The 20,893-nt window shown below is 54.8% G+C and carries 25 protein-coding genes, 1 tRNA gene and 1 riboswitch; of the genes, 12 read left to right on the forward strand and 14 right to left on the reverse strand.

Annotated elements, in window-relative coordinates; all coding sequences use genetic code 11:
- Positions 1-14 precede the first annotated feature (14 nt).
- The 5 genes from cobO to AC2FPW_RS19045 form a co-directional block, all read right to left on the reverse strand.
- Positions 15-614 carry a cob(I)yrinic acid a,c-diamide adenosyltransferase gene (cobO, locus tag AC2FPW_RS19025; RefSeq protein ID WP_480560138.1) on the reverse strand — a complete coding sequence of 200 codons (600 nt, stop codon included), beginning with the start codon at positions 612-614 and terminating at the stop codon, positions 15-17.
- 56 nt (positions 615-670) lie between these two features.
- Positions 671-1,606: a DMT family transporter gene (locus AC2FPW_RS19030; protein WP_480898840.1), complete on the reverse strand. Its 936-nt coding sequence runs from the start codon at positions 1,604-1,606 to the stop codon at positions 671-673.
- A 45-nt stretch (positions 1,607-1,651) separates the two neighbouring features.
- The gene (locus AC2FPW_RS19035; RefSeq protein WP_496814954.1) at positions 1,652-2,314 is read right to left on the reverse strand and encodes an HD domain-containing protein; all 663 of its coding nucleotides are present in this window, start codon (positions 2,312-2,314) and stop codon (positions 1,652-1,654) included.
- The gene (gene aroC, locus AC2FPW_RS19040; RefSeq protein ID WP_496814955.1) at positions 2,298-3,398 is read right to left on the reverse strand and encodes a chorismate synthase; all 1,101 of its coding nucleotides are present in this window, start codon (positions 3,396-3,398) and stop codon (positions 2,298-2,300) included. The genes AC2FPW_RS19035 and aroC overlap by 17 nt, the downstream gene beginning before the upstream one ends.
- Positions 3,399-3,525: 127 nt before the next feature.
- Positions 3,526-3,966, reverse strand: coding sequence for a 6,7-dimethyl-8-ribityllumazine synthase (locus AC2FPW_RS19045; protein WP_480494934.1), 441 nt, complete (start codon positions 3,964-3,966; stop codon positions 3,526-3,528).
- A 130-nt stretch (positions 3,967-4,096) separates the two neighbouring features.
- Positions 4,097-4,244, reverse strand: a riboswitch (FMN riboswitch).
- A 54-nt stretch (positions 4,245-4,298) separates the two neighbouring features.
- Between AC2FPW_RS19045 and AC2FPW_RS19050 the strand changes: the two genes are divergently transcribed.
- Positions 4,299-4,910: an FMN-binding negative transcriptional regulator gene (locus tag AC2FPW_RS19050; RefSeq protein WP_496814956.1), complete on the forward strand. Its 612-nt coding sequence runs from the start codon at positions 4,299-4,301 to the stop codon at positions 4,908-4,910.
- A 19-nt stretch (positions 4,911-4,929) separates the two neighbouring features.
- Here the strand turns inward: AC2FPW_RS19050 and AC2FPW_RS19055 are convergent, their stop codons facing one another.
- Complete coding sequence (locus tag AC2FPW_RS19055) at positions 4,930-5,376, reverse strand: c-type cytochrome (RefSeq protein ID WP_267363181.1); 447 nt, start codon at positions 5,374-5,376, stop codon at positions 4,930-4,932.
- A 461-nt stretch (positions 5,377-5,837) separates the two neighbouring features.
- Here AC2FPW_RS19055 and petA point away from each other — a divergent pair, with 461 nt between their 5' ends.
- From petA to AC2FPW_RS19085, 6 genes are all read left to right on the forward strand, one after another.
- On the forward strand, positions 5,838-6,422 hold the full coding sequence (gene petA, locus AC2FPW_RS19060) for a ubiquinol-cytochrome c reductase iron-sulfur subunit (protein WP_267363183.1): 585 nt from the start codon (positions 5,838-5,840) through the stop codon (positions 6,420-6,422).
- A 15-nt stretch (positions 6,423-6,437) separates the two neighbouring features.
- Positions 6,438-7,769, forward strand: coding sequence for a cytochrome b (gene petB / locus AC2FPW_RS19065; protein ID WP_496814957.1), 1,332 nt, complete (start codon positions 6,438-6,440; stop codon positions 7,767-7,769).
- Positions 7,770-7,786: 17 nt separating this feature from the next.
- Positions 7,787-8,578, forward strand: a complete 792-nt coding sequence (locus tag AC2FPW_RS19070; RefSeq protein WP_480898853.1) for a cytochrome c1 — start codon at positions 7,787-7,789, stop codon at positions 8,576-8,578.
- Positions 8,579-8,777: 199 nt separating this feature from the next.
- Positions 8,778-9,029, forward strand: coding sequence for a PepSY domain-containing protein (locus tag AC2FPW_RS19075; RefSeq protein ID WP_496814958.1), 252 nt, complete (start codon positions 8,778-8,780; stop codon positions 9,027-9,029).
- 5 nt (positions 9,030-9,034) lie between these two features.
- Entirely contained in the window at positions 9,035-9,610 is a 576-nt protein-coding gene (locus AC2FPW_RS19080; protein WP_480474557.1) for a cytochrome b/b6 domain-containing protein, read from the forward strand.
- Positions 9,607-10,152 carry a helix-turn-helix transcriptional regulator gene (locus tag AC2FPW_RS19085; protein WP_480487822.1) on the forward strand — a complete coding sequence of 182 codons (546 nt, stop codon included), beginning with the start codon at positions 9,607-9,609 and terminating at the stop codon, positions 10,150-10,152. The genes AC2FPW_RS19080 and AC2FPW_RS19085 overlap by 4 nt, the downstream gene beginning before the upstream one ends.
- Here AC2FPW_RS19085 and mtaB read toward each other — a convergent pair.
- Both mtaB and dapF read right to left on the reverse strand, forming a co-directional pair.
- Positions 10,134-11,390 (reverse strand): tRNA (N(6)-L-threonylcarbamoyladenosine(37)-C(2))-methylthiotransferase MtaB, encoded by a 1,257-nt coding sequence (gene mtaB / locus AC2FPW_RS19090; RefSeq protein WP_496814959.1) that lies wholly within the window; start codon positions 11,388-11,390, stop codon positions 10,134-10,136. The two genes, AC2FPW_RS19085 and mtaB, sit on opposite strands and share 19 nt — an antisense overlap.
- A complete protein-coding gene (dapF, locus tag AC2FPW_RS19095; RefSeq protein ID WP_496814960.1) occupies positions 11,387-12,220 on the reverse strand; it encodes a diaminopimelate epimerase in 834 nt (277 codons plus the stop codon). The genes mtaB and dapF overlap by 4 nt, the downstream gene beginning before the upstream one ends.
- A gap of 220 nt (positions 12,221-12,440) precedes the next feature.
- Here dapF and AC2FPW_RS19100 point away from each other — a divergent pair.
- Positions 12,441-12,516 (forward strand) — tRNA-Lys (locus tag AC2FPW_RS19100).
- A gap of 181 nt (positions 12,517-12,697) precedes the next feature.
- Here AC2FPW_RS19100 and AC2FPW_RS19105 read toward each other — a convergent pair.
- From AC2FPW_RS19105 to AC2FPW_RS19130, 6 genes are all read right to left on the reverse strand, one after another.
- Positions 12,698-13,237: an RNA 2'-phosphotransferase gene (locus AC2FPW_RS19105; RefSeq protein WP_496814961.1), complete on the reverse strand. Its 540-nt coding sequence runs from the start codon at positions 13,235-13,237 to the stop codon at positions 12,698-12,700.
- A gap of 337 nt (positions 13,238-13,574) precedes the next feature.
- Positions 13,575-14,303 carry a DUF6602 domain-containing protein gene (locus AC2FPW_RS19110; protein ID WP_496814962.1) on the reverse strand — a complete coding sequence of 243 codons (729 nt, stop codon included), beginning with the start codon at positions 14,301-14,303 and terminating at the stop codon, positions 13,575-13,577.
- Between the two features lie 12 nt (positions 14,304-14,315).
- On the reverse strand, positions 14,316-15,215 hold the full coding sequence (locus AC2FPW_RS19115; protein WP_496814963.1) for a CBASS oligonucleotide cyclase: 900 nt from the start codon (positions 15,213-15,215) through the stop codon (positions 14,316-14,318).
- The gene (locus AC2FPW_RS19120) at positions 15,212-15,715 is read right to left on the reverse strand and encodes an HORMA domain containing protein (protein WP_496814964.1); all 504 of its coding nucleotides are present in this window, start codon (positions 15,713-15,715) and stop codon (positions 15,212-15,214) included. Before AC2FPW_RS19120 ends, AC2FPW_RS19115 begins: the two co-directional genes overlap by 4 nt.
- Entirely contained in the window at positions 15,712-16,182 is a 471-nt protein-coding gene (locus AC2FPW_RS19125; protein ID WP_496814965.1) for a CBASS system Cap8 protein, read from the reverse strand. The genes AC2FPW_RS19120 and AC2FPW_RS19125 overlap by 4 nt, the downstream gene beginning before the upstream one ends.
- A complete protein-coding gene (locus AC2FPW_RS19130; RefSeq protein ID WP_496814966.1) occupies positions 16,182-17,087 on the reverse strand; it encodes an AAA family ATPase in 906 nt (301 codons plus the stop codon). Before AC2FPW_RS19130 ends, AC2FPW_RS19125 begins: the two co-directional genes overlap by 1 nt.
- A 131-nt stretch (positions 17,088-17,218) precedes the next feature.
- Here AC2FPW_RS19130 and AC2FPW_RS19135 point away from each other — a divergent pair, with 131 nt between their 5' ends.
- From AC2FPW_RS19135 to AC2FPW_RS19150, 4 genes are all read left to right on the forward strand, one after another.
- Positions 17,219-17,554, forward strand: a complete 336-nt coding sequence (locus AC2FPW_RS19135) for a helix-turn-helix domain-containing protein (RefSeq protein ID WP_496814967.1) — start codon at positions 17,219-17,221, stop codon at positions 17,552-17,554.
- 54 nt (positions 17,555-17,608) lie between these two features.
- Positions 17,609-18,460: an ImmA/IrrE family metallo-endopeptidase gene (locus tag AC2FPW_RS19140; protein ID WP_496814968.1), complete on the forward strand. Its 852-nt coding sequence runs from the start codon at positions 17,609-17,611 to the stop codon at positions 18,458-18,460.
- A 101-nt stretch (positions 18,461-18,561) separates the two neighbouring features.
- A complete protein-coding gene (locus AC2FPW_RS19145) occupies positions 18,562-19,248 on the forward strand; it encodes a hypothetical protein (RefSeq protein ID WP_496814969.1) in 687 nt (228 codons plus the stop codon).
- A gap of 1 nt (position 19,249) precedes the next feature.
- The gene (locus AC2FPW_RS19150; protein WP_496814970.1) at positions 19,250-20,455 is read left to right on the forward strand and encodes a radical SAM family protein; all 1,206 of its coding nucleotides are present in this window, start codon (positions 19,250-19,252) and stop codon (positions 20,453-20,455) included.
- The last annotated feature ends 438 nt before the right edge of the window (positions 20,456-20,893 follow it).

The raw sequence follows: 20,893 nt of genomic DNA on the forward strand, positions 1-20,893 counted from the left end.
CGCTGTTGCAAGGTTCAGAAATCCACCCCGCGCTGGGCTTTGATTCCCGCCTGGAACGGGTGCTTTTCTTCGGTCATCTCGGTGACCAGATCTGCATAATCACGCAGCGCCTGCGGTGCGTCACGGCCTGTCAGGAACACACTCGTCTTGTCCGAACGCGCGTTCAGCCCTTCTATCACCTGCTCGACCGAGAGATATTCATAGCGAAGCGCGATGTTGATCTCGTCCAGAACCACCAGATCGTATTCGCCACTTGCCATAAGGGCGCAAGCCTTGTCGAAGGCGGCGTTGGCGGCTGCAATGTCGCGTTCGCGGTCTTGTGTATCCCAGGTAAACCCCTCACCCATCGTGTGCCAGGTGACCAGATCACGTTCTTCGAAGAAACGACGCTCGCCGGTTTTCCACTTGCCCTTGATGAACTGCACCACGGCGACCTTCTGACCCCAACCAAGCGCGCGGATGACCACGCCAAAGGCCGCTGATGACTTGCCTTTGCCCTTGCCGGTATTGATCAGAACAAGGCCGCGTTCGGGGTCGACGGCCTCGGACACTTTCTTGCGGTGCTGGGCCTGCACCTTTTGCATCTTTTCCTTGTGGTCGTGCGCGTCGCTCATTGGGGAACCTCTTTGATTGTCCGGCCCAACCTAGGGAAAGAATGCAAAAGGTAAAGTCACGCTTTGGGGTCCGTGACAGACCGCGCCTTGCCACGCTCCAGCCCCAGCTGGTGTTCGCGCCAGATCACAACAACATTGCCTGCGATCACCAATGCGGCCCCGATCAGGATCGCAACGGTGGGCAATTCATCAAACGCGAAATAACCGATCACAATCGCAAAAAGCATTGTTGCATAGTCATAAGGTGCCAGCATCGATGCCTGTCCAAACCGATACGAGGACGTGACCAAGATCTGAGCAACTCCGCCAATTAACCCCATGGTGATCAGTATTAGAGCCTGATTCAGCGTAGGCATTGTCCATCCCCAGATCGCCGTCAGCGCCGAAAGCAGCGTCGCTGTCAGCGAGAAATAGAACACGATTGCAGCAGGGTGATCGACCTTGACCAGTTGGCGGATGTGAATCTGCACGAAGGCCCGGGCAAAGGTCGCGCCCAGTACGCATAGCGCTCCGATGGTTGCAGCCGTTTCCATCTGAGTGCTGCCAAGCCGGGGCCAGATCATGATCATCACGCCCAGCAACCCAAGTGCCACGGCACCGATTCGAATCATGCGGATGCGCTCGCCCAGCATCACGGCGGCCAAAATCAGGGTGAAGATCGGCGTGGCGTAACCGATTGCGGTGACTTCGGGCAGCGGCAACAGGCTAAGGCCGGTGAATGTCAGCCCCATGGCGCTGGTCCCCAGAACACCGCGCCAGAAATGCCCCATGGGTTTCTTGACGACAAAGCCTTGCGCCAGCTCTCGGCGTGCGATCAGCCACAGAATGATGACCGGAATAGCAAACAGGGACCGGAAGAACACCAGTTGGCCCGGCGGGAATTCGTCAGATAAGGCTTTGACCAGCGCCGACATCGACGTGAAAAGGAACAGCGCGCCGAGCTTCAGCGCCACAGCCAGCAAAGGTCGATGCGATGTTAAGGGTTTTGTCATCGGCGCGACCCTGCGCCTTTGCAGAAAAAAGATCAACGGGGTGGATCAGGTGATGGTCCACGAGTTCGGTACCGATGCGCCGATTTCCGCTGCAAAATCCTCAAGGAACTGAAACATCCGGTCCGCCCTCGCCTGCGCAATCTGCTTGCCTGCATCCGTCAGCATATCGTCTGGCAGGGTCAGCAGTTTGACCTTCCAGTGATCAATCGAATACCGCAGATCGTCCAGCGGGCGCGCTTCTGCGAATGGATCAGCCGGATCATAGAGAACGCGCCCCAAAGCACCTGATACAGAAAATGTGCGCGCAATCCCGATGGCCCCCAAGGCGTCAAGGCGATCCGCATCCCTCAGAATCCGGGCCTCGAGCGTTTCGGGTGGGATATTGGCCGAGAAGCTATGGGCCGCTATCGCATGTTGCGCGGCCTGAACCTGATCGTCGGAAAAGCCCAGTTTTGCCAGAATAGGCCCTGATTCAGCAGCTGACCGGCGTGAGGCAAACAGTCGGTTCGGGTCATTCTTGGGTAGGTTGACCAGATCATGAAGATAACAGGCTGCCAACAGGACGGGGATGTCCGCCTGAGCGCCTGCAATGGCCTGAGCATTGGTCCAAACACGATCCAGATGGGCCAGGTCATGGGCCGGATCAGTTTCCATGCGTTGCGCGACAACGGCACGCAAACGCGCGCGCAGATCAGCCGATCCGTCCACGGTTTTCTCCGATCTGACCACGGTGCAGCAGTAGGTGGTCCAGGATGACACAGGCCATCATCGCCTCACCGACAGGGACAGCGCGGATGCCAACACAGGGGTCATGACGGCCCTTTGTGATGATCTCGGTCTCTTCACCGGATTTTGTAATGGTTTTGCGGGTGGTCAGGATCGAAGAGGTCGGTTTGACCGCAAAGCGCACGACAATGTCCTGCCCGGTCGAGATGCCGCCCAGAATCCCACCTGCGTGGTTTGAACTGTATTGCGGGCCATCCTGACCCATGAAGATTTCGTCGGCATTGGCTTCGCCAGTCAGTTCGGCGGCAGCCATGCCTTCGCCGATCTCGACACCTTTGACAGCGTTGATCGACATCATCGCGGCCGCAACATCAGTGTCTAACTTGGCGTAGATCGGCGCCCCAAGCCCTGCGGGGACACCGCGTGCCACAACCTCGACCACGGCCCCGACCGAGTTGCCGGATTTGCGCAGGTCATCCAGATAGGTCGCCCAATCCCCGGCCGCCTGTTCATCAGGCGCCCAGAACGGGTTCTGTTCAATCTGCGCCCAGTCGAATTTGGCGCGGTCGATCTTGTGCGGACCGATCTGGGTCATGTAGCCGGTGATCTGCACATTCGGCGCGATCTGCCGGATGGCCTCGCGCGCCAGTCCACCCGCGGCCACGCGCGACGCGGTTTCCCGGGCTGAACTGCGCCCACCCCCGCGATAATCACGGATGCCGTATTTCTGCCAATAGGTGATATCAGCGTGGCCCGGACGGAACTTTTCCATGATATCGCCGTAATCTTTCGAGCGCTGATCCGTGTTCTCGATCATCAGTTGCACGGGCGTGCCTGTAGTTTGGCCTTCGAACACGCCGGAAAGGATCTTGACCTGATCCGGTTCGCGCCGCTGCGTTGTGAACTTGTTTTGCCCCGGTTTGCGCTTGTCCAGCCAGTGCTGGATCATCGCCTCGTCAATCGCAACGCCCGGCGGGCAACCGTCGACAGTGGCGCCCAAGGCAGGCCCATGGCTTTCACCCCAGGTGGTGACGCGGAAAAGATGGCCAAAGCTGTTCATCGACATGGGGCGTGCTCCTTTGCGGATCGTGATTAGCGGGCAAGGCCCCCGGCCTCAAGCGGATTTGGCCGTTGACGGTTTGAACGCCGCCCGTCGGGCGGCGCATTTTTGAGTATTTTCGAAAAGATGAAGATCAGGCGGCCTGCGCGACTTTCGCACGGGTTTCCGAGATCATCAGCGCGGCCTGAGCCGCTTCGCGCCCTTTTTGTACGAAATGGTCGCGGTAGATCGCATTGTGATGATCAGTTTCCTGATATTGGTGCGGGGTCAGCGAGACCGAAAGGACAGGAACCCCTGTATCAAGCCCGGCGCGCATCAGGCCATCGACCACGGCCTGCGCAACGAAATCGTGCCTGTAGATGCCGCCATCAACGACAAAGGCTGCGCAGGCGACGGCGGCATAGCGCCCGGTCCGGGCCAGATCACGGGCCAGCAGGGGCATCTCGAACGCGCCGGGAACGTCGTAGACATCGACTTGTTCCGAGGGGACGAGTTCGAGGAAGCCGTCGAGCGCGCGGTCAACAATATCGGAATGCCAGTTGGCTTTGACAAAAGCATAGCGGGTGTGTGTCATCATGATCTCCTTTCAGTTTGGTGGCCTGCTGGCAGTCGCGAGAACCGGTTCCTACTTTTCTCTGCCAGCCCGGCATGACACGTCACCCAAGGCGATCACGAGCAGGCGCGCCGTATTACCGGCGCGGCTTGCACGTTCTCTTTCATCCGGACTTTGACCGTCGGCTCTGGTATCTCACCAGATCTGCTGACACCCCGAAAGCCGGGGCCGCTCGCGGGCTTACGGGTCGTGGCCCGCATACCGCCGGTGGGGAATTCCACCCCGCCCTGAGAACGAGGCGGACCTTGCCAAGAACTGTCCGACGCTGCAAGAGATTTGACAGGAGGACACTCATGCACCCTAACCCCGTTTTTCGCGCCGAGGATCGTGCGCGTCATGTTGAATTCGCCCGCGACCGGGCGTTTGGCGTTCTGGCACTCTCTGCGGAAGAGGGCCCGTTATTAAGTCATGTCCCGTTTTTGTTGTCCGAAGACGGATCAATGGCTGACCTGCATCTTGTGCGCTCGAACCCTATCGTGCGTGCGCTGCACGAACCGCAGCGCGCAAAGATCGCGGTGCAGGGGCCGGATGCATATATTTCGCCCGATTGGTACGGTGTCGAAGATCAGGTTCCGACATGGAATTATGTCGCCGTACACCTGATCGGGAAGCTTGAGCTACGCCCGCAGGACGAGTTGCGTGACGTACTTGACCGCCAATCTGCATTTTACGAAAAGCGGCTGCTGCCCAAGGCCCCATGGGTCACGGCAAAAATGTCCTCGGACGCGCTGAACAAGATGATGCGCATGATCGTTCCGTGCCGCATGCAGGTTGAAGATATTCAGGGCACTTGGAAGCTTGGTCAAAACAAACCCGAAGGTGCGCGAAATGCTGCCGCTGATCAGGTGTCCTCTGGCTTTGGCAGTGAAATCGCCCGGCTGGCCGCCTTGATGCACAAGGCTTAACCAGCATCAGGCACCGGGTTTACTGGGGGCTGAAGGTCGCCAGATAAGCGGCAATATCGTCTGCACCGGTCTTGAGTTTGACGCTCATGTTCGGACGGGCAGTTTCGTCATCCAGAAATTCCTTGATGAAGCCGATCGGATCCTGCGCATAAGCAACGATGTTTTCCTCGGTCCAGACCAGACCCGCTTCGCCGGCACGGATCATGTCATCCGTGAACATGCCGATCGGCAGGCGCTCGCTGCCATAGCGGTAATCGTTTTCGGACCCGGCCACGCGACCGACGACGCCATACAGATTCGGGCCGGTGATTCCACCTTTGACCAGAACTTCTCCATCCTTGATGATCGCATGACACGAAGAACAACGGTTATATATTGCCTCACCTTTCGCGGGGTCGCCCGCGGCAAGGGTCTGAGAGGGCAGGGCCAATGTGCACAAGGCAGCGGCCAGAATGATCTTTGACATTGGGGTCTCCTTGCAGGAGTTCGCACGCCTTTTGCGCTGTCCTTTATTCGCGCGGAAAGTGCAACAGGTGAGGCGCGTGCAATTTGTAATTTAAATCATCTATTTAGCGAGTATGTTTTTGCTGAAAACAATCCCCGTTTCGAAGTCTTGATTATGTACCTTTTGGGCGCAAATCAGCGGTACCCAGGACAGGCTTCAAATACCCAACCCGGGTGGCGGAAGGCGGGGTGCGAAAGCGAATCAATGACGCATGAATCGAAGTTGCCGACAAAGTCGCACGTGAGATTCACCAAAAAACACTCTCCGCAGCTGCTGGAAACGACACATGCGGCGTATTGCGCGTTTATGAACGCTGGACGAACACTATTCTCCCCGATAGTAAGCGCGGTTAAGACACCGCATTCGTGCGGTGCGCGAGCTATTTGCCCGTCCGCGGGCGCCAGACAATCGGAGATAACCTCGTGTCCCACGCAGAAGACCACGAAGGCACCCGCAGAGATTTCCTGTACTACGTCGCTGGCGGCGCAGGTGTCGTTGCAACGGGTGCAGCCGTATGGCCCCTGATCAACCAAATGAACCCATCGGCAGACGTTCAGGCGCTGTCCTCGATCCGTGTGGATGTGAGCGGTGTTGAGCCGGGTACGCAGCTGACCGTCAAATGGTTGGGAAAACCCGTCTTTGTCCGTCACCGCACCGGTGCCGAGATTCAGGAAGCTCAGAAACAGGACGCCGAAGGTGTTGATGCGCTGCCCGATCCGCTGGCCCGCAACTTTAACCTGAGCGCCGATGCCCCTGCGACCGACGCAAACCGTGTGATGCCGTCGCCGGAAGGCGAAGCGCCGGGTGCATGGGTCGTCCAGATGGGTGTTTGCACCCACCTCGGCTGTGTGCCTTTGGGTGATGCAGGCGACTTCGGTGGCTGGTTCTGCCCTTGCCACGGTTCACACTACGACCTTGCCGGTCGTATCCGCAAAGGCCCCGCGCCTGAGAACCTGCCCATTCCGCCCGCAGAGTGGGTGGACAACGGCACAATCAAACTCGGCTAAGGGAGACCCAAACTTATGTCCGGAATTCCCCACGATCATTACGAGCCGAAGACAAACGGCGAGAAATGGCTGAACAGCCGCCTGCCGATTGTTGGCCTGCTGTATGACACCCTCATGATCCCGACCCCCAAGAACCTGAACTGGTGGTGGATCTGGGGCATCGTTCTGGCGTTCTGCCTGGCGCTGCAAATTGTCACCGGTATCATTCTGGTGATGCACTATACGCCGCATGTTGATCTGGCATTTGCCAGCATCGAACACATCATGCGCAACGTAAATGGCGGCTACTTCATCCGCTACCTGCACATGAATGGCGCATCGCTGTTCTTTGTTGCGGTCTACATCCACATCTTCCGCGGCTTGTTCTATGGCTCATACAAAGCCCCGCGCGAGATCACGTGGATCGTCGGCATGCTGATCTACCTGATGATGATGGGCACCGCCTTCATGGGCTATGTTCTTCCATGGGGTCAGATGTCCTTCTGGGGTGCGACTGTGATCACCGGTCTGTTTGGTGCCATTCCGTTTGTGGGTGACGCGATCCAGACCTGGCTGCTGGGCGGACCCGCGGTGGACAACGCCACGCTGAACCGCTTCTTCTCGCTGCATTACCTGCTGCCGTTCATCATCGCGGCTTTGGTCGTGGTACACATCTGGGCCTTCCACACCACGGGCAACAACAACCCCACAGGTGTTGAAGTGCGTCGCGGCTCGAAGGACGAGGCGAAGAAAGACACGCTGCCGTTCTGGCCGTATTTCGTGATCAAGGACCTGTTCGCGCTGGCCGTAATCCTGGTCGTGTTCTGGGCCGTTGTCGGTTTCATGCCGAACTATCTGGGCCACCCGGACAACTACATCGAAGCCAACCCGCTGGCGACACCCGCACATATCGTGCCTGAATGGTACTTCCTGCCGTTCTACGCGATCCTGCGTGCCTTTACCGGTGAAGTCTGGGTTGTTCAGTTTGCCAGCTTCATCACCGGTGGTATCGTTGACGCCAAGTTCTTCGGTGTTCTGGCGATGTTTGGTGCGATCCTGGCCATGGCGCTGGCGCCCTGGCTGGACACGTCGAGCGTGCGTTCGGGCAAGTACCGTCCGATGTTGAAATGGTGGTTCTACCTGCTGATCATCGACTTCTTCGCCCTGATGTGGCTGGGTGCGAAGCCTGCGGAAGAACCCTATGCGACCTTCTCGCTGATCGCATCGGCCTACTGGTTCGCCTATTTCTTCGTGATCCTGCCGATCCTTGGTGTGATCGAGAAACCTCTGGCCCAGCCCGAGACCATCGAAGAAGACTTCAACGCGCATTATGGCAAGGCTGACGCCGACGCCACGCCGGCCGAGTAAGAAGAGGGACCGGAAACATGTTCAAGAAACTTGCAATCGGCGCCGCGCTTGCTCTGGCCCTGACCCCTGCTGCATCCATTGCAGCAGGTGGTGGTGAGCAGCATATCGAAGATTTCGCCTTCTCGTTCGAAGGCCCGTTCGGCACCTGGGATCAGCATCAGCTGCAACGCGGCCTGCAGATCTATACCGAGGTCTGCGCGGCTTGCCACGGTCTGCAATACGTGCCGCTTCGTGACCTGGAAGCGTTGGGTTACTCGGAAGAAGAAGTCATCGCATACGCTGCTGGCAACTTCGAAGTCTTCGACCCCGAGCTGGACGATTTCCGCCCGGCGATCCCCACCGATCACTTCCCGGCCAATACCGGCGTCGGCGCTCCGGACCTGAGCTTGATGGCAAAGGCGCGGGCTGGCTTCCACGGGCCTTACGGCCTGGGCATAAACCAGCTGGTCAAAGGCATGGGTGGCCCGGAATACATCGCCTCGCTGCTACACGGCTACACTGGCCACGAAAAAGAAGAAGCGGGTGCAGTGCTCTACGAAAACACCGCCTTCCCCGGCGGCTGGATTTCGATGGCGCCTCCGCTGGCTGACGAGCAGGTCGAGTTCGCGGACGGGCACTCGAACACGGTTGAGCATATGGCCGAGGACGTTGCCGCATTCCTGATGTGGGCGGCCGAGCCAAAGCTGACAGACCGCAAGAACGCAGGCTTTGTCGGTGTCATCTTCCTGACCGTTCTGTCGGTGCTGCTGTACCTGGTCAACAAGCGCCTCTGGGCACCGCACAAGGGCAAACTCCGCAAGGAAGATTGATCCGATCCGTCCTACCGGATTTTACTAAATCAGCCCCCGCGCCGTCAGGTTGCGGGGGTTTCCTTTTTCCAAGCCTCCATCAGCGCGCGCTTATTTGACCGAAATAAGCGCCGGGTCAATGGATTGGACAGCTTCACAGGCGCACATCAGCCACAACGGCTGATCAACTGCCGTTTGTCTGAAACACGGAGTCACGACAATGAAACTTCCTATTCTTTTTGCCTCAATTCTATTTGCAACGCCGGTATTGGCACTGGATCTCGCACCCGATGCCGAGCTTGGAAAGTCCGAAGCCGAAATTCGGCAAACGCTGACAGGCATGGGATTCGATGTCCGCAAAATCGAGGCGGAAGACGGCAAGATCGAAGCCTATGTCGTCAGGGATGGTAAACTGGCCGAGGTTTACGTCGACCCCGCAAGCGGCAAAGTCGTCAAGATTGAGGATCAGTAACCAGAATGTCCGAAACAGAATTGATGCATCGTGGGCGCACAGGCGCCCACGAAGTTCAGGTCTGGGATCCTTTGGTCCGGCTGGTTCACTGGGTCGTAGCCTTGTGCGTTCTGATCAATGCGGCGATATCCAATCCCGAGGGCGCGTTCCACGAATATGTGGGCTATGTCGTGCTGGCTTTGGTCTTGTTGCGGTTGCTCTGGGGGTTAACGGGTCCGGCTTTTGCCAGGTTTGCAGCCTTCCCTTTCAGCCCCCGTTCGGCACTCAACCACCTGCGCGACATGGGGCGGGGTGACCAAAGCGTGCACCTTTCACACAACCCTTTGGGGGCCCTAATGGTCTATAACCTCTGGGCGACACTGCTGGCTTTGTGTGTGACAGGGTTCATGATGGGGACGGTTCGGTTCTTTGGCATCGAATGGGTCGAAGACCTGCACGAACTGGCCTTCAACTGGCTGATGCTGTCTGTTCTGCTGCATGTTGCCGGGGTTGTCATTGATCAGAGGCGAACAGGTGTCGCTTTAGCAAAAGCTATGATAACAGGGCGGAAGAATATACCTGAGGATTGGTCAACCAAATGATCAAATGGATCAGCAGCCATTGGCGGCCCGGCGATGCAGACGCTCACCGGGCTGTACTTATGTCGATAATGATCGTTGTTCAGGTACTTTGCGTGGTGTTTTACCTTGGCGACGTTGCTCTGGATTTGAAGGAAGGTGAGGGGCCTTCCCATGTAAGTCTTGAGGCTTTTGTCGCATTTGTTCTGCTTGCCGGAGTTGTTTTTTTCATGATTGAACTTCGACGCCTGCTGGCAAGGGTGGAACAGACCAAGCTTGGCCTACAGGCCGCGCAGGGTGAAATGAGCGTCGTCATCAACACTTTCTTCGACCGTTGGGGACTTACCACCGCCGAGCGTGATGTGGGTCTATTGGTTCTGAAAGGGCTGGATAACGAAAACATCGCGCGCATCCGGGGGCGGGCCGTAGGAACCGTGCGCGCGCAGACCGCCTCGATCTATGCCAAAGCCGGGGTTGACGGGCGTGCGCAGCTGATAAGCGTATTCATGGAAGAATTGCTTGTCGCAGATGGCGAGGCTGCGGACCTTCAGACAACCAAACTGTGATCATTCGCCCCAATGGCTCGGGCGGTTACGATCTGACCTTCGGGCTGAGGTGCATTGAACGAAACCTCGGTGAATTGTTCCGTCCGCCCCATATGCGGGTTCTCCATCAGGATCCGGTGGGTTTTACCGACCTGATCTGACAGGTGTTTCCTGACCTGAACGTCCCCAGCCGCACGCAGACGGGCGGCGCGATCCTTGATTACATTGCCGTTCACCTGCTGCGGGATACGAGCCGCTGGAGTACCTTCGCGTTTCGAATATGGGAAAACATGCAGCCAGGTCAGATCGCAATCGGTAACCAGTTTCAGCGAGTTCTCGAAATGCGCTTCGGTCTCGGTCGGAAAACCTGCGATGATGTCGGCACCAAAGGTCATGTCGGGGCGCAGTTTCCGAGCCTCTTCGGTAAACCGAATGGCATCGTCGCGCAGGTGGCGGCGTTTCATGCGCTTCAGGATCAGATCGTCGCCATGCTGAAGCGACAGGTGCAGATGCGGCATCAGGCGTGGTTCGGTTGCGATGGCCTGCATCAGATTCTCGTCCACTTCGATCGAGTCGATCGAACTGATCCGCAGACGGGCCAAATCCGGCACCAGCTTCAGGATGCGCATCACCAGATCGCCCAGTTTGGGCTGTGCAGGCAGATCGGCCCCCCATGAGGTCAGGTCGACGCCAGTCAGCACCACCTCATGATAGCCCCGATCCACCAGCCGCTTGATCTGATCCACCACAACACCGGCAGGCACGCTGCGGGAATTGCCCCGGCCATAGGGAATGATGCAAAAGGTACAGCGGTGATCGCAGCCGTTCTGAACCTGCACATAAGCGCGTGAGCGTGTGCCAAACCCGTCGATCAGGTGCCCGGCCGTTTCGGTGACAGACATAATGTCATCGACCTGAACGGCCTCGGTCTCGCCGATAAAGTCGGCGGCCATGCCTTTCCAGGTTTCTGGTCGCATCTTTTCCGTGTTGCCGATCACCGCATCGACCTCGGCCATCTGCGCGAAGGTGTCGGGTTCTGTCTGGGCGGCGCACCCGGTAACAATCAGCCGGGCGTTCGGATTTTCACGACGCAGTTTCCGGATCTCCTGTCGCGCTTTGCGCACAGCCTCAGCTGTGACGGCACAGGTGTTTATCACCACGGCATCCGTCAGTCCGGCTTGTTGCGACAGCTCTTTCATCGCCTCGGTTTCATAGGCGTTCAGGCGGCAACCCAATGTGGTGAATTTAGGCGGGTTCATCCCAGCGTCCCTAAGAACTCGGGCGACAACGTGCCCGAGAAGACGTGACAGGTTGACCCGGTCATCCAGACACCATCCTCGCGCCAGTCAACCCACAGGGTTCCCCCATCCAGATCAATCTGCACCTTTCGCCCCGTCAGCCCACGCCGCGCCGCAGCCACCGCGGTTGCACAGGATGACGACCCTGATGCCAGGGTGATGCCCACGCCCCGTTCCCACACCCGCATGCGGATGTGATCCGGACCCACAACCTGAGCCACCTGCACATTGGTGCGCTCGGGATACAAAGGATGGTGTTCATAGCGCGCGCCGAACTCGGCCAAGGGAATCGCCTCGGCGTTTTCAACAAAGAACGTGCAGTGCGGATTGCCCATACCCGTCGCTATCGGGGTTCCCTCGATGGGCAGTTCCAGCGTGTCCATCTCTTCAGCCAGCGGAATTTCGTGCCATTCCAACTGAGGAAGACCCATATTGACCGAGGTCAGCCCATCACCTGCGTCCTGCGCAAAAAGTGTTCCACGTTCGGTTGTCAACGTCAGCTGGGTTTTGCCCGTCTCATCCATCAACATTCGTGCGATGCATCTTGTGGCGTTGCCACACGCCGCCGAAGTTGATCCATCCGAATTGTAAAACACCAGATGCGCGTCCGCCGCACCGTTTTCGATTACGGCCAGCTGATCGAATCCCACACCAAAATGCCGATGCCCGATTCCTCGGGCCAGAGCCGGGGTAATCGAAACATCCTGCATACGCGCGTCAACGACGACGAAGTCATTTCCCAGCCCATGCATCTTAACAAAGGGCAATCCGGTATCGAGTTTCTGTTGCATGGCGGCGATATAGCGTCGGTCGGAACATGAATCCACCCTGTCGCGTCGAATCGTGAAAAAAGGGGTTGACCCCCCTGCGCCACCTGCCTAAGTAGGCCGCCTATCGGGTCGCCGGAAACACAGGTTGTTTCAGCGAAACGAGGCGCAAATTAAGGGCTTGAACCCGGTTGGGAAATTGCCGTAAAGAGCGCCACGGATCGAGAAGATCCAATAAAAGAGTGGGCCGTTAGCTCAGTTGGTAGAGCAACTGACTTTTAATCAGTGGGTCGCAGGTTCGAATCCTGCACGGCTCACCACTTTTTTCAATGAAAGATGACACGAAGTTTGTCTCTTTTGACAGGAGTTTGTCGCTTTTGAGCGGCGATCAATAGGTTCTGCGCATCGCGGACCTTACACGCGTCGTAGATTTAAGCACTTCAATACTGCTTAGACAAAGAACAGCATTCATAGCTGTCCATTTGCTTGCTGCGCTATTTTTTATGCAGTTTGCCCGAATCCCAAATAGACTGCTGGCACTTTGTCGGTGAGCCAAACACCGTTGTCGGCACGGAAAAATTCAAAACCGTCCTCGAACATTCGATGTGCCTCGATACGTAAAACAACTGGTTTTCCGTGCCGTTGGCCGACACGTTCAGCTGTGGCAGGATCCATTGAGAGGTGAACTTGGTGACGACGCCCTGGGTTTAATCCGTCTGAGAAAATCGCATCCAAATTTGCACTGGCCGTGCCATGGTAGAGTTCGTCTGGTGGCCGCTGCGCCGCTAGGCCAAGGTCCACGTCAATGGAATGACCTTGAGCTGCTCTGATCCGCAAGCCATCCTCAGACAAAGTGAAGCGCTTCTTATCGTTATTTTCGACAAGCTGAATGAGTTCGTCGCGGCTTAACTTGCGGTTAGCTTTCTTCAGCTTTCGCAATAGTTCATCAACACGAACCCACCCATGCCTATCAAGCTGAAGACCGATTTCTTCAGGTTTGTGCCGAAGCACCAGGCTTAAGAATTTGCTTTCTCTGCTCATCGATGAATTGCTTCAGATTCTGGTGTGATTGGCTCTTACCACGAAGCCTGGCAGTTAGGAATTGATTTGGAAGTTCCACAAACAAGTGCGGACCTGGCTTGTTACTTTGATTGGTTTGCCATCGGTTCCATCCGGTCTTCAGTGAAACGAAAAGGCTCTTCATTGCGGAAGGCTCAAAACAATCTACGCCACCAGATCGGCTCAGCAAGCATACTGTTAAGGTCACTAGGCTGCTCTCGCGGTGCCAGAAAAACGCACGAAGCTGGTACGACATTAAAACACGAAGAGCCGGAAGCTAACATACGTGACGCGCGTGATAACTGCGAGCGCTAAGATGCTAATCTTTTAGAAGCCAATCTCCATACGCATTGATGTCGATCATCGGAACTGTTCCGCTGAACTGAAGACGGGCGATTAGTGCAAAAAGGAATGCCGTAGCAGCTTTTGCCTCTTCATGCATTGAATAACTCGCCTTCCCCTCCTCATATTGGAAGTGGCCATGTGCGGCCACACAACCAATGTTCAATCGCTGGTCGCCTGCACCAGCGTCGAGGGCTTTCTCGAACGATTTCCCGAGTGCCGGGCTCCAATCGCTTTCTAGGGCAAGAATGCCACCCAAGATTGGTATTGGTAGCTTTGCGGGAAATGTTCCACCCGCGTGTGGAATTGGGAGGCTTGTCCGGTGAAGGCGGCGAACACTGGCAACCTTATTTTGAGCGTAGGAAACCTGGTCAGCGTTAATCGATTGTTTGGCTTCAAAAACCGCGTAGATGCTTTCGGCCGGAATGATCAACTGATCTTCGTAGTTAAATATGAAAGGGGAGTACTGCCGGTCAAACACTACAATGTCGAGCTGATCGCTGAACCTACCCATGCTATCGACAGCATGGGCTTTCTCCACCTGATAACGTTCAGGCAGATAGGTTTGAAGAAGACTAAGCCAAACGTTCTCGCTAGCATCACCTTTCGTTCCGGGATGCTTAAAACTAGAGCGAGCGATCGCCAGCCGCGCCTGAATGTCTTCATGCAAGTTTGCGAGCAGGTGAGATAGCGACCATTCAGACATCTTTGATCCCCTTCAAGAGAGCGGAAATTTTGGACCGAAGAAGCTGCGCCAAGCCGACAGCGCCTCTCCGTTTTTTCCTTGTCGTGACAGATTGATAGCGGAGGCAATGTCTCGGTTGGCTTGGTCTAGAATTAACTGCGCTCGAGCGATCATTGCGCTATCCATACGATCACTCACCAGCCCACCAAGTCCAGCCGGATCAGGCCAATCTTCATGGATGCGGTCGCGCAATGTCGCAAAAAAAGCCTGGATTTCCCGGTCATGAGCGCCACCCCAACCACCGTAAAGGCACTGCATAGCCATGACTTCAATCAAGAAAGAGGGCTTGATCGGTTTTTCTCCATGACGCGGATTTTGGTTCCAGTACTTGACCATGCGCACCAGACCCTTCCACTCATTTCCGTAGGCTTGATGCGCCGCAACTGCCTCGGCAGCATGAATTTCGGGGTTTGTTCCCATCCATTTCCCGGTTGTATTGTTGGGAATCTCATAGTTGTCGCCCTTTACGAAGGCAGGGACAGCATCAACGCTAACAACTCGGTAGTCTGTGTTGTCAGCGCTATCCACGACGATACCAAAATCAACCCCAACTGAACGGCCTTGTTTAGTTACAGCTTCATCACCGTAGGCATCAACGAGGCTGTTGTAGAACGCCGTCAAAACCTCATCTGGGTGCTTGTTTCGATAGTGTTCTTCGTCCTTGCCCAAGACAAAGAAAATATCGACATCTTTCAGCGGTTTGGATTTGGTCCAGCGTGCATAACTGCCCGTCAGGAAGCTGCGATCAATCTGAAAGTCTTGATCAAGATGCTCTCTGACCTCAGTTTGGCGCTTCGAAGCGTTCTTCCGCTCTTTTTCGTTCAGCTCGAGACGGCTTTTGAATTTCTTGAATGCATCGGGGAGTGATATCATGATGCTTGCCTCCAGTATGCCGCGGATGCTCCGAGACCATTGTGCTCGACTGTCGATCCAAGACTCTGGCGCAGCATGCCTTGCGTAGAACGCGATACGGCGGGCGACCAGCCCTCCACATTTGGGCGCCCAGGTTTAGTGCGCAGCAGTAGGTCATACTTCGCTGTTGAAGGGGCGACGCCTGCCTTTCGGATAGCCCACCGAAGCTGATCCGTGTCTGTCCAAAAATTGCCGTCACCAGCTGACCAAGAGTAGCTGACTTCGATGTCCCACCTGAGGATCAATTCGTTTGTGGTCGGGTCGAAAATTTCGAGGACGATCTGTTCGAGGTCTTCGCTTTCCAACCATGCCTTGATGCCTCGCATATTGATCTGTGCATCGTTAGCAAAATTGGTCGGGTCCATACCGCTAAAGCGTATTATGTCCTTGAGACTCTTTAGGATATTGTCGGCAACATAGGTCACCGATTGCGTTCGGGAATATGTTATGACTGCGGTCATGGGTTCATGAACCCCTCGACATCAAGTTCCAAAGTATCATCTTGTTCTGAATTGGATGCTTCTTGTTTGTTGGTTTCAGCTTTGTCCCGCGCGGTTATCTGATCCCCTTTCTGTTTGAGCGCTGATTGCACCCAATCAAGATCTTCGGCTTCGCAAGGCAGGGAGATAGACCAATCACCTTTCAGGGGATCGTAGCCCAAGACATCTTCGTTGGCGTCGGAGCCGTCGATGGCATCGTCATCAAACAGGCAGTAGATCCGAGTTTGAGGGCCCTCGCAGGATACAAGAATTGGAGACGTCTCGTTGGCTTTGTCAGCGATCACACTGCTCGCGATCCCGGCAATTTCGTCAAGTGCGTATCGCGCATCAACGTTGTTCGCGGTTAGAAGATCAGTGATTGCGCGCCAGGTGTCCAGGGCATCGCGATATGGAGAGCTGCGAAACGTTCTTCGAGCGACAGTTGCCATTATGCATTCCCCTTCGCTGTCTTCGTGGATTGAGCGATCTTTGCCGCATGAATCAAATGATCAAGGGTCAGCGAACCAGGACTTAGTGCTACTTGGGTGTTTGAAGCCAAGGCATTTGCCACGGTCTTACGGATAGTCCTTCCGTCCAACCCGACAAAGCTTGCAGCGCAAGCGCCAAATCCAGATTTTGAAATGAGGTTGGAGATCTCCGGGTAGGTCGTGCCAAGGCCAATCAAGCATTGGCGAAGAATTTCGCTGCAAGCCGTCTTGTTCGGCAATGGAACGTCCAGAACAAGATCACATCTTGAGATGAACGCAGCATCTACCGCCTGCGGATAGTTACTTGTTGCAATGAATAGCAAGTTCTTGTGGCTTTCCGCCAAGAGATCGAGCTGAACAAGCACCGCGTCCGTCGCGCGGTGAATGTCCACCGGGTTTGCATCTAAACTCAACCGTGCACGATCAACTGCCAACGTTTCTACTTCGTCGAGGAGAACAATCGTCGGGCCACTCCCAGCCAACTCCGCCAGCGTCTGTGCGAAAAGGTCGGAGACTGCGCGTTGCGTCTTGCCCATCGCGGAACTTGTGAGGCCGTGGGCCTCTACTTCCACAAGCTGCATGCTTGCGCCCTTGAACGCTTTGCTGGTCCGGTTTGCCAAACCTCTCGCAAGTGACGTTTTGCCCGTCCCAGGTGGGCCGACGAGTAGAATAACGCCATGAAGCGGCAAAACCGACCGTTTCACTTTGGGCCGCATAGTGAAGTTCAAAACAGCCTGCGAAAGAAGGCGGTCTTTGATGCCATCCTCAACGTGAATGGATTCCCACAGTTCACCGAGGTCGTCTTCTGGCAACTGTGTGATCTTTTGTATTCCTTTCGGCAGATCGCCGGAAAAGTGTGCATTCATGACCGCCTCCTTCATTTCGCGAAAGGCATCTTATTAATATCGCTACTCCGAACATATCGCTCCCTTGATATCCAGAGTCAAGGGCGATATGGTGCCGCTACTCCGAACTTTTTCGCCGTCAGGATCAAGCAATGCCATCAAAACCCATTTTTGGTAAGCGAATCAAAGAATTGCGAACTGAGAAGAAGATGACCCTCGACCAACTAGCTGACGCTACTGGTAGTTCAAAAAGCTACATCTGGGAGTTGGAGAACAAGAACCCACCACGCCCGTCCGCCGAAAAACTGTCGGGAATCGCTAAGGCTCTCGGAGTTACCGTCGACTACCTTATTGGAACTGACCAGCAGACTAGAGCTGATGCCGAAGATATGGCCTTCTTCAGAGAATACACTGAATTGCCTCCCGAGACGCGGGAGCAATTGCGTGACATGGCGAAGATCTTAAGCAAGAAATCCGGTTTGAAGTGAATGGCAAGAGTCGCTACGTCCCCTGCTCTGAAAGAGGCGTTTCGGATTACCCGCATGCTCGATGCAGTGCTGGGCGAAGATCGGTTTGATCGTGGTCCAGTGCAGGTTGAAGAGCTTGCATTACAGTACTCGGCACAGACAGCTCCTGACACACCTATTCACGCAGTTGTTGAGAAAAACATCCCTGGATGCATGGGCGCGCTCGTTTATGGCGAAAATCGGCCGCGACAATGGGGCATTCTCTACCACTATGACCAGACACCAGGTCGCCGAGCATATACGATCGCGCATGAATTTGGGCACTATGTACTTCATCGAGATCTGATAGATCGTGAAGATGGCTATGATGGCGGCGTTTTTTGTAGCGAAGACAGCGTCCTGCGCCGAAATGGTTCCGGCATCGAGCAGGAGGCAGACGAATTCGCTGCCAATTTGCTAATGCCGCTCAATGACTTCAGAAAGCAAATACCTCCTAAGGTTACACCAAATTTTGAAGATCTCGGGGAAATAGCCGATCGCTATGGTGTCTCGCTGACAGCTGCTACCTTGAGGTGGCTAGAGTACACTGAAACGCGGGCTTTGCTTGTGGTGAGCAATGAGGGATTTGCACATTGGGCAAAGACCAGCAAGCCAGCATTGAAATCCGGTCGTTACATCCGCACGCGTAACACCGTTTACGAACTGCCACAGGCGGCGACTGCTGCTATCGGCGATTACCGTCAAGAGACCTTGAACGGTATTGAGCAGCCCGCTGGTGTGTGGTTTCCAGAACCTCTCGTTGAGATGTGCAAGCGATCCGAAAGATATGATCAAGAATTGACGCTTCTCCATCTTCCGCGGGTCGCGCCAAACCATCAGGACGATAGTCTGGAGGAGGACACACTTGATCGTTTCATCCATGACTAAAGTGGGGCTTGGGCCGGATCATGCTGTTTTGTTGACCCCCTGTGGCTCGTCAGATAGAGAGAACAAAGCAAGAATATTCACAAGGCCGACGCAGGTGACTTATGCTAAAATCCACATGGTGGGAAAACTTGAAAGGTGAACCAACTCATTGGCACAACCTTGATGGTTATTTTAAACCCATTGTTACACGGTTCTTCATTACCTGGTTTGCCACCGCCCCCTTGATCGCCAGCCTTACTCAAAACTATCCCCGTATTTTCGTGTTGCCATTTGATTGGTGGATTTTGTGGCTAGCATCCCTAGCCTATGCGATTGCGTTCGCAGTCCACGCATGGAGATGTCCGCAGTTCATAAAACGATATCCTACTTACCCTGCCTATCAGGCGCGCGGTCACTCTCCGCGTTGGCTCGTTTGGGAGTATTTTGGATGTTGGACCGCCATCCACGAAGCCGGCCGTCTAAAGCTCGCTGACCGGGTAGTAGAAAAAAACTATGCGAAAGAGTCGACCGACAATTCGGGATTCCGAGAAAAACCACAAGTGTTTAAGGAGGGGACAGTCTTTCAGTTCCTGCATAATGGGAATTATTATGACCTTACGATAAAGGAAGACGCGCCAGATGGGACGGTAAGAGATCTTTTTTGGGAGATTTTTGGCCGATGGACTAGTAGCGGCACCAAGACGCGCTTATTCATATGGGGACTTCTCGGCCTAGCGTGCGCTTTGGTCTTATGGACTGTTTTTCAGGACATCTGGTTTGTAGTTTCGCTACTTCGGGCACAGAACTAGAGTGACATCTTACAAATATTACATGGCTCCGACGAGCCAAATGCACTTTTGCAGCGTTCCATTGCGCTTGGACTCTTACAGCAACTGCCAATTTGGCTGCCAGTATTGCTTTTCGAAAGCCCGTGGCGGGGCGTTCGGTGTAAGTAACTCGACGACGATAAATAATGTCCAGCTCAGGAAACGGCTCCAACGTGCCGAGCAAGGTGAGCCCCGGGGTGCTACCGAGGAGTTCATCCAAAGACGAATTCCCTTTCAATTTGGCGGAATGAATGACCCCTTTGGTCCTTCGGAGAGCAAGAAATCGATCTCGCTTGAAACCTTGAAGACGTTGGCTGATTTTGACTATCCTACAATAATCAGCACAAAGGGAACGATCCTAGCCAATGATGAGTACCTTTCGGTCTTAGCTCGGGGGAATTTCTATGTCAGAGTGTCGGTCGCAGCTGTTGCCCATAAGTTAACATCAAGTCTGGAACCAGGCGTGCCGTCCGTAAACGATCGCATGAATTGCGCTATGAAGATTGCGGCGAAAGGCGTGCCGGTATCTCTGCGATTGCAACCAATTATTCCAGATTTTGAGCAAGACGCCGAAAGGCTGGTCGTTGAAGCCGCCAACCATGGCTTCAAACACGTTTCTGCCGAGTACTTGAAGCTTCCAGTAGAGACCGCGGCGCATAATTTTTCAAAGCTGCAGAAGACATTGCCCGGAATTCGCCGCCTGTATAACGAGAAAGGTGCGACGCGGGTGGGACGGGAGTTCATTCTACCAATCACATTCAAGAAACCCCGTCTCGTCAGCTTAAAAAATGTTGCTGAACAGCAGGGGCTTGTCTTTGGCTACGCAGAAAACGAATTGCTACTGCAGAACGACTTTTCTGCGTGTTGCAACGCGTCCGATCTGTTCTTGCGGGATGCCAATTACTTTAACTTCAACATTGCCGGAATTCTTAGGAAACAAATGCACTCGGACGACTTCAGGTTCGACGTCTCGGACAATGAATGGTTGCCAACTCATTCTGTTTTTAGCCACCTCAACTCGAAATCGAGAGTGAGTTCCGGCAACGGATCCAATCGCGAGGCGTGGACGAAGTATCTTAGAGAGAAGTGGAATGCAGGGCCTTGGCGCGGCGGGCCGACTAGCTTCGACGGGGTGGTAGATACCGGCTCGCTAGATGAAACGGGTAATAGAATATATTGTTTGGGTTAATAATTCGGTTCTTCGGCTACTGCCAATCCTCGCCTTTCCCAATTCCACGGAAATTTCCGAGCCACACAACATGTTGTGCCAACACTAGAAACTTTCAGCATATTGTAAGGCAGTAACATTGATTTCCCAACACTTTTCTTGAAAACGCTAACAGCCCACCTAACACCAATGCTAACAGCTCGATGTTAGCATATAACTCACTGTTTCTGCTAAAATATTTTTGTTGACTCGATGATTCGGAGAAGCTTATCAAAACGGTAACTGGTTGCGCTTTCTCTGACCCAAACGCGATGCTTTTAAGGTGCCGCATGATACTAGATTTAGATTTGCATGATGACATCCGATATCAGCTGAAAAAGAAGTGATCAGCCCCACTTGTGTGGTCCAATTTGATTGTTAGTGCATGATTGGCCTTTGGTCCATCTGAACGATGGTTTC

Source organism: Ruegeria sp. SATB027, assembly GCF_059613825.1.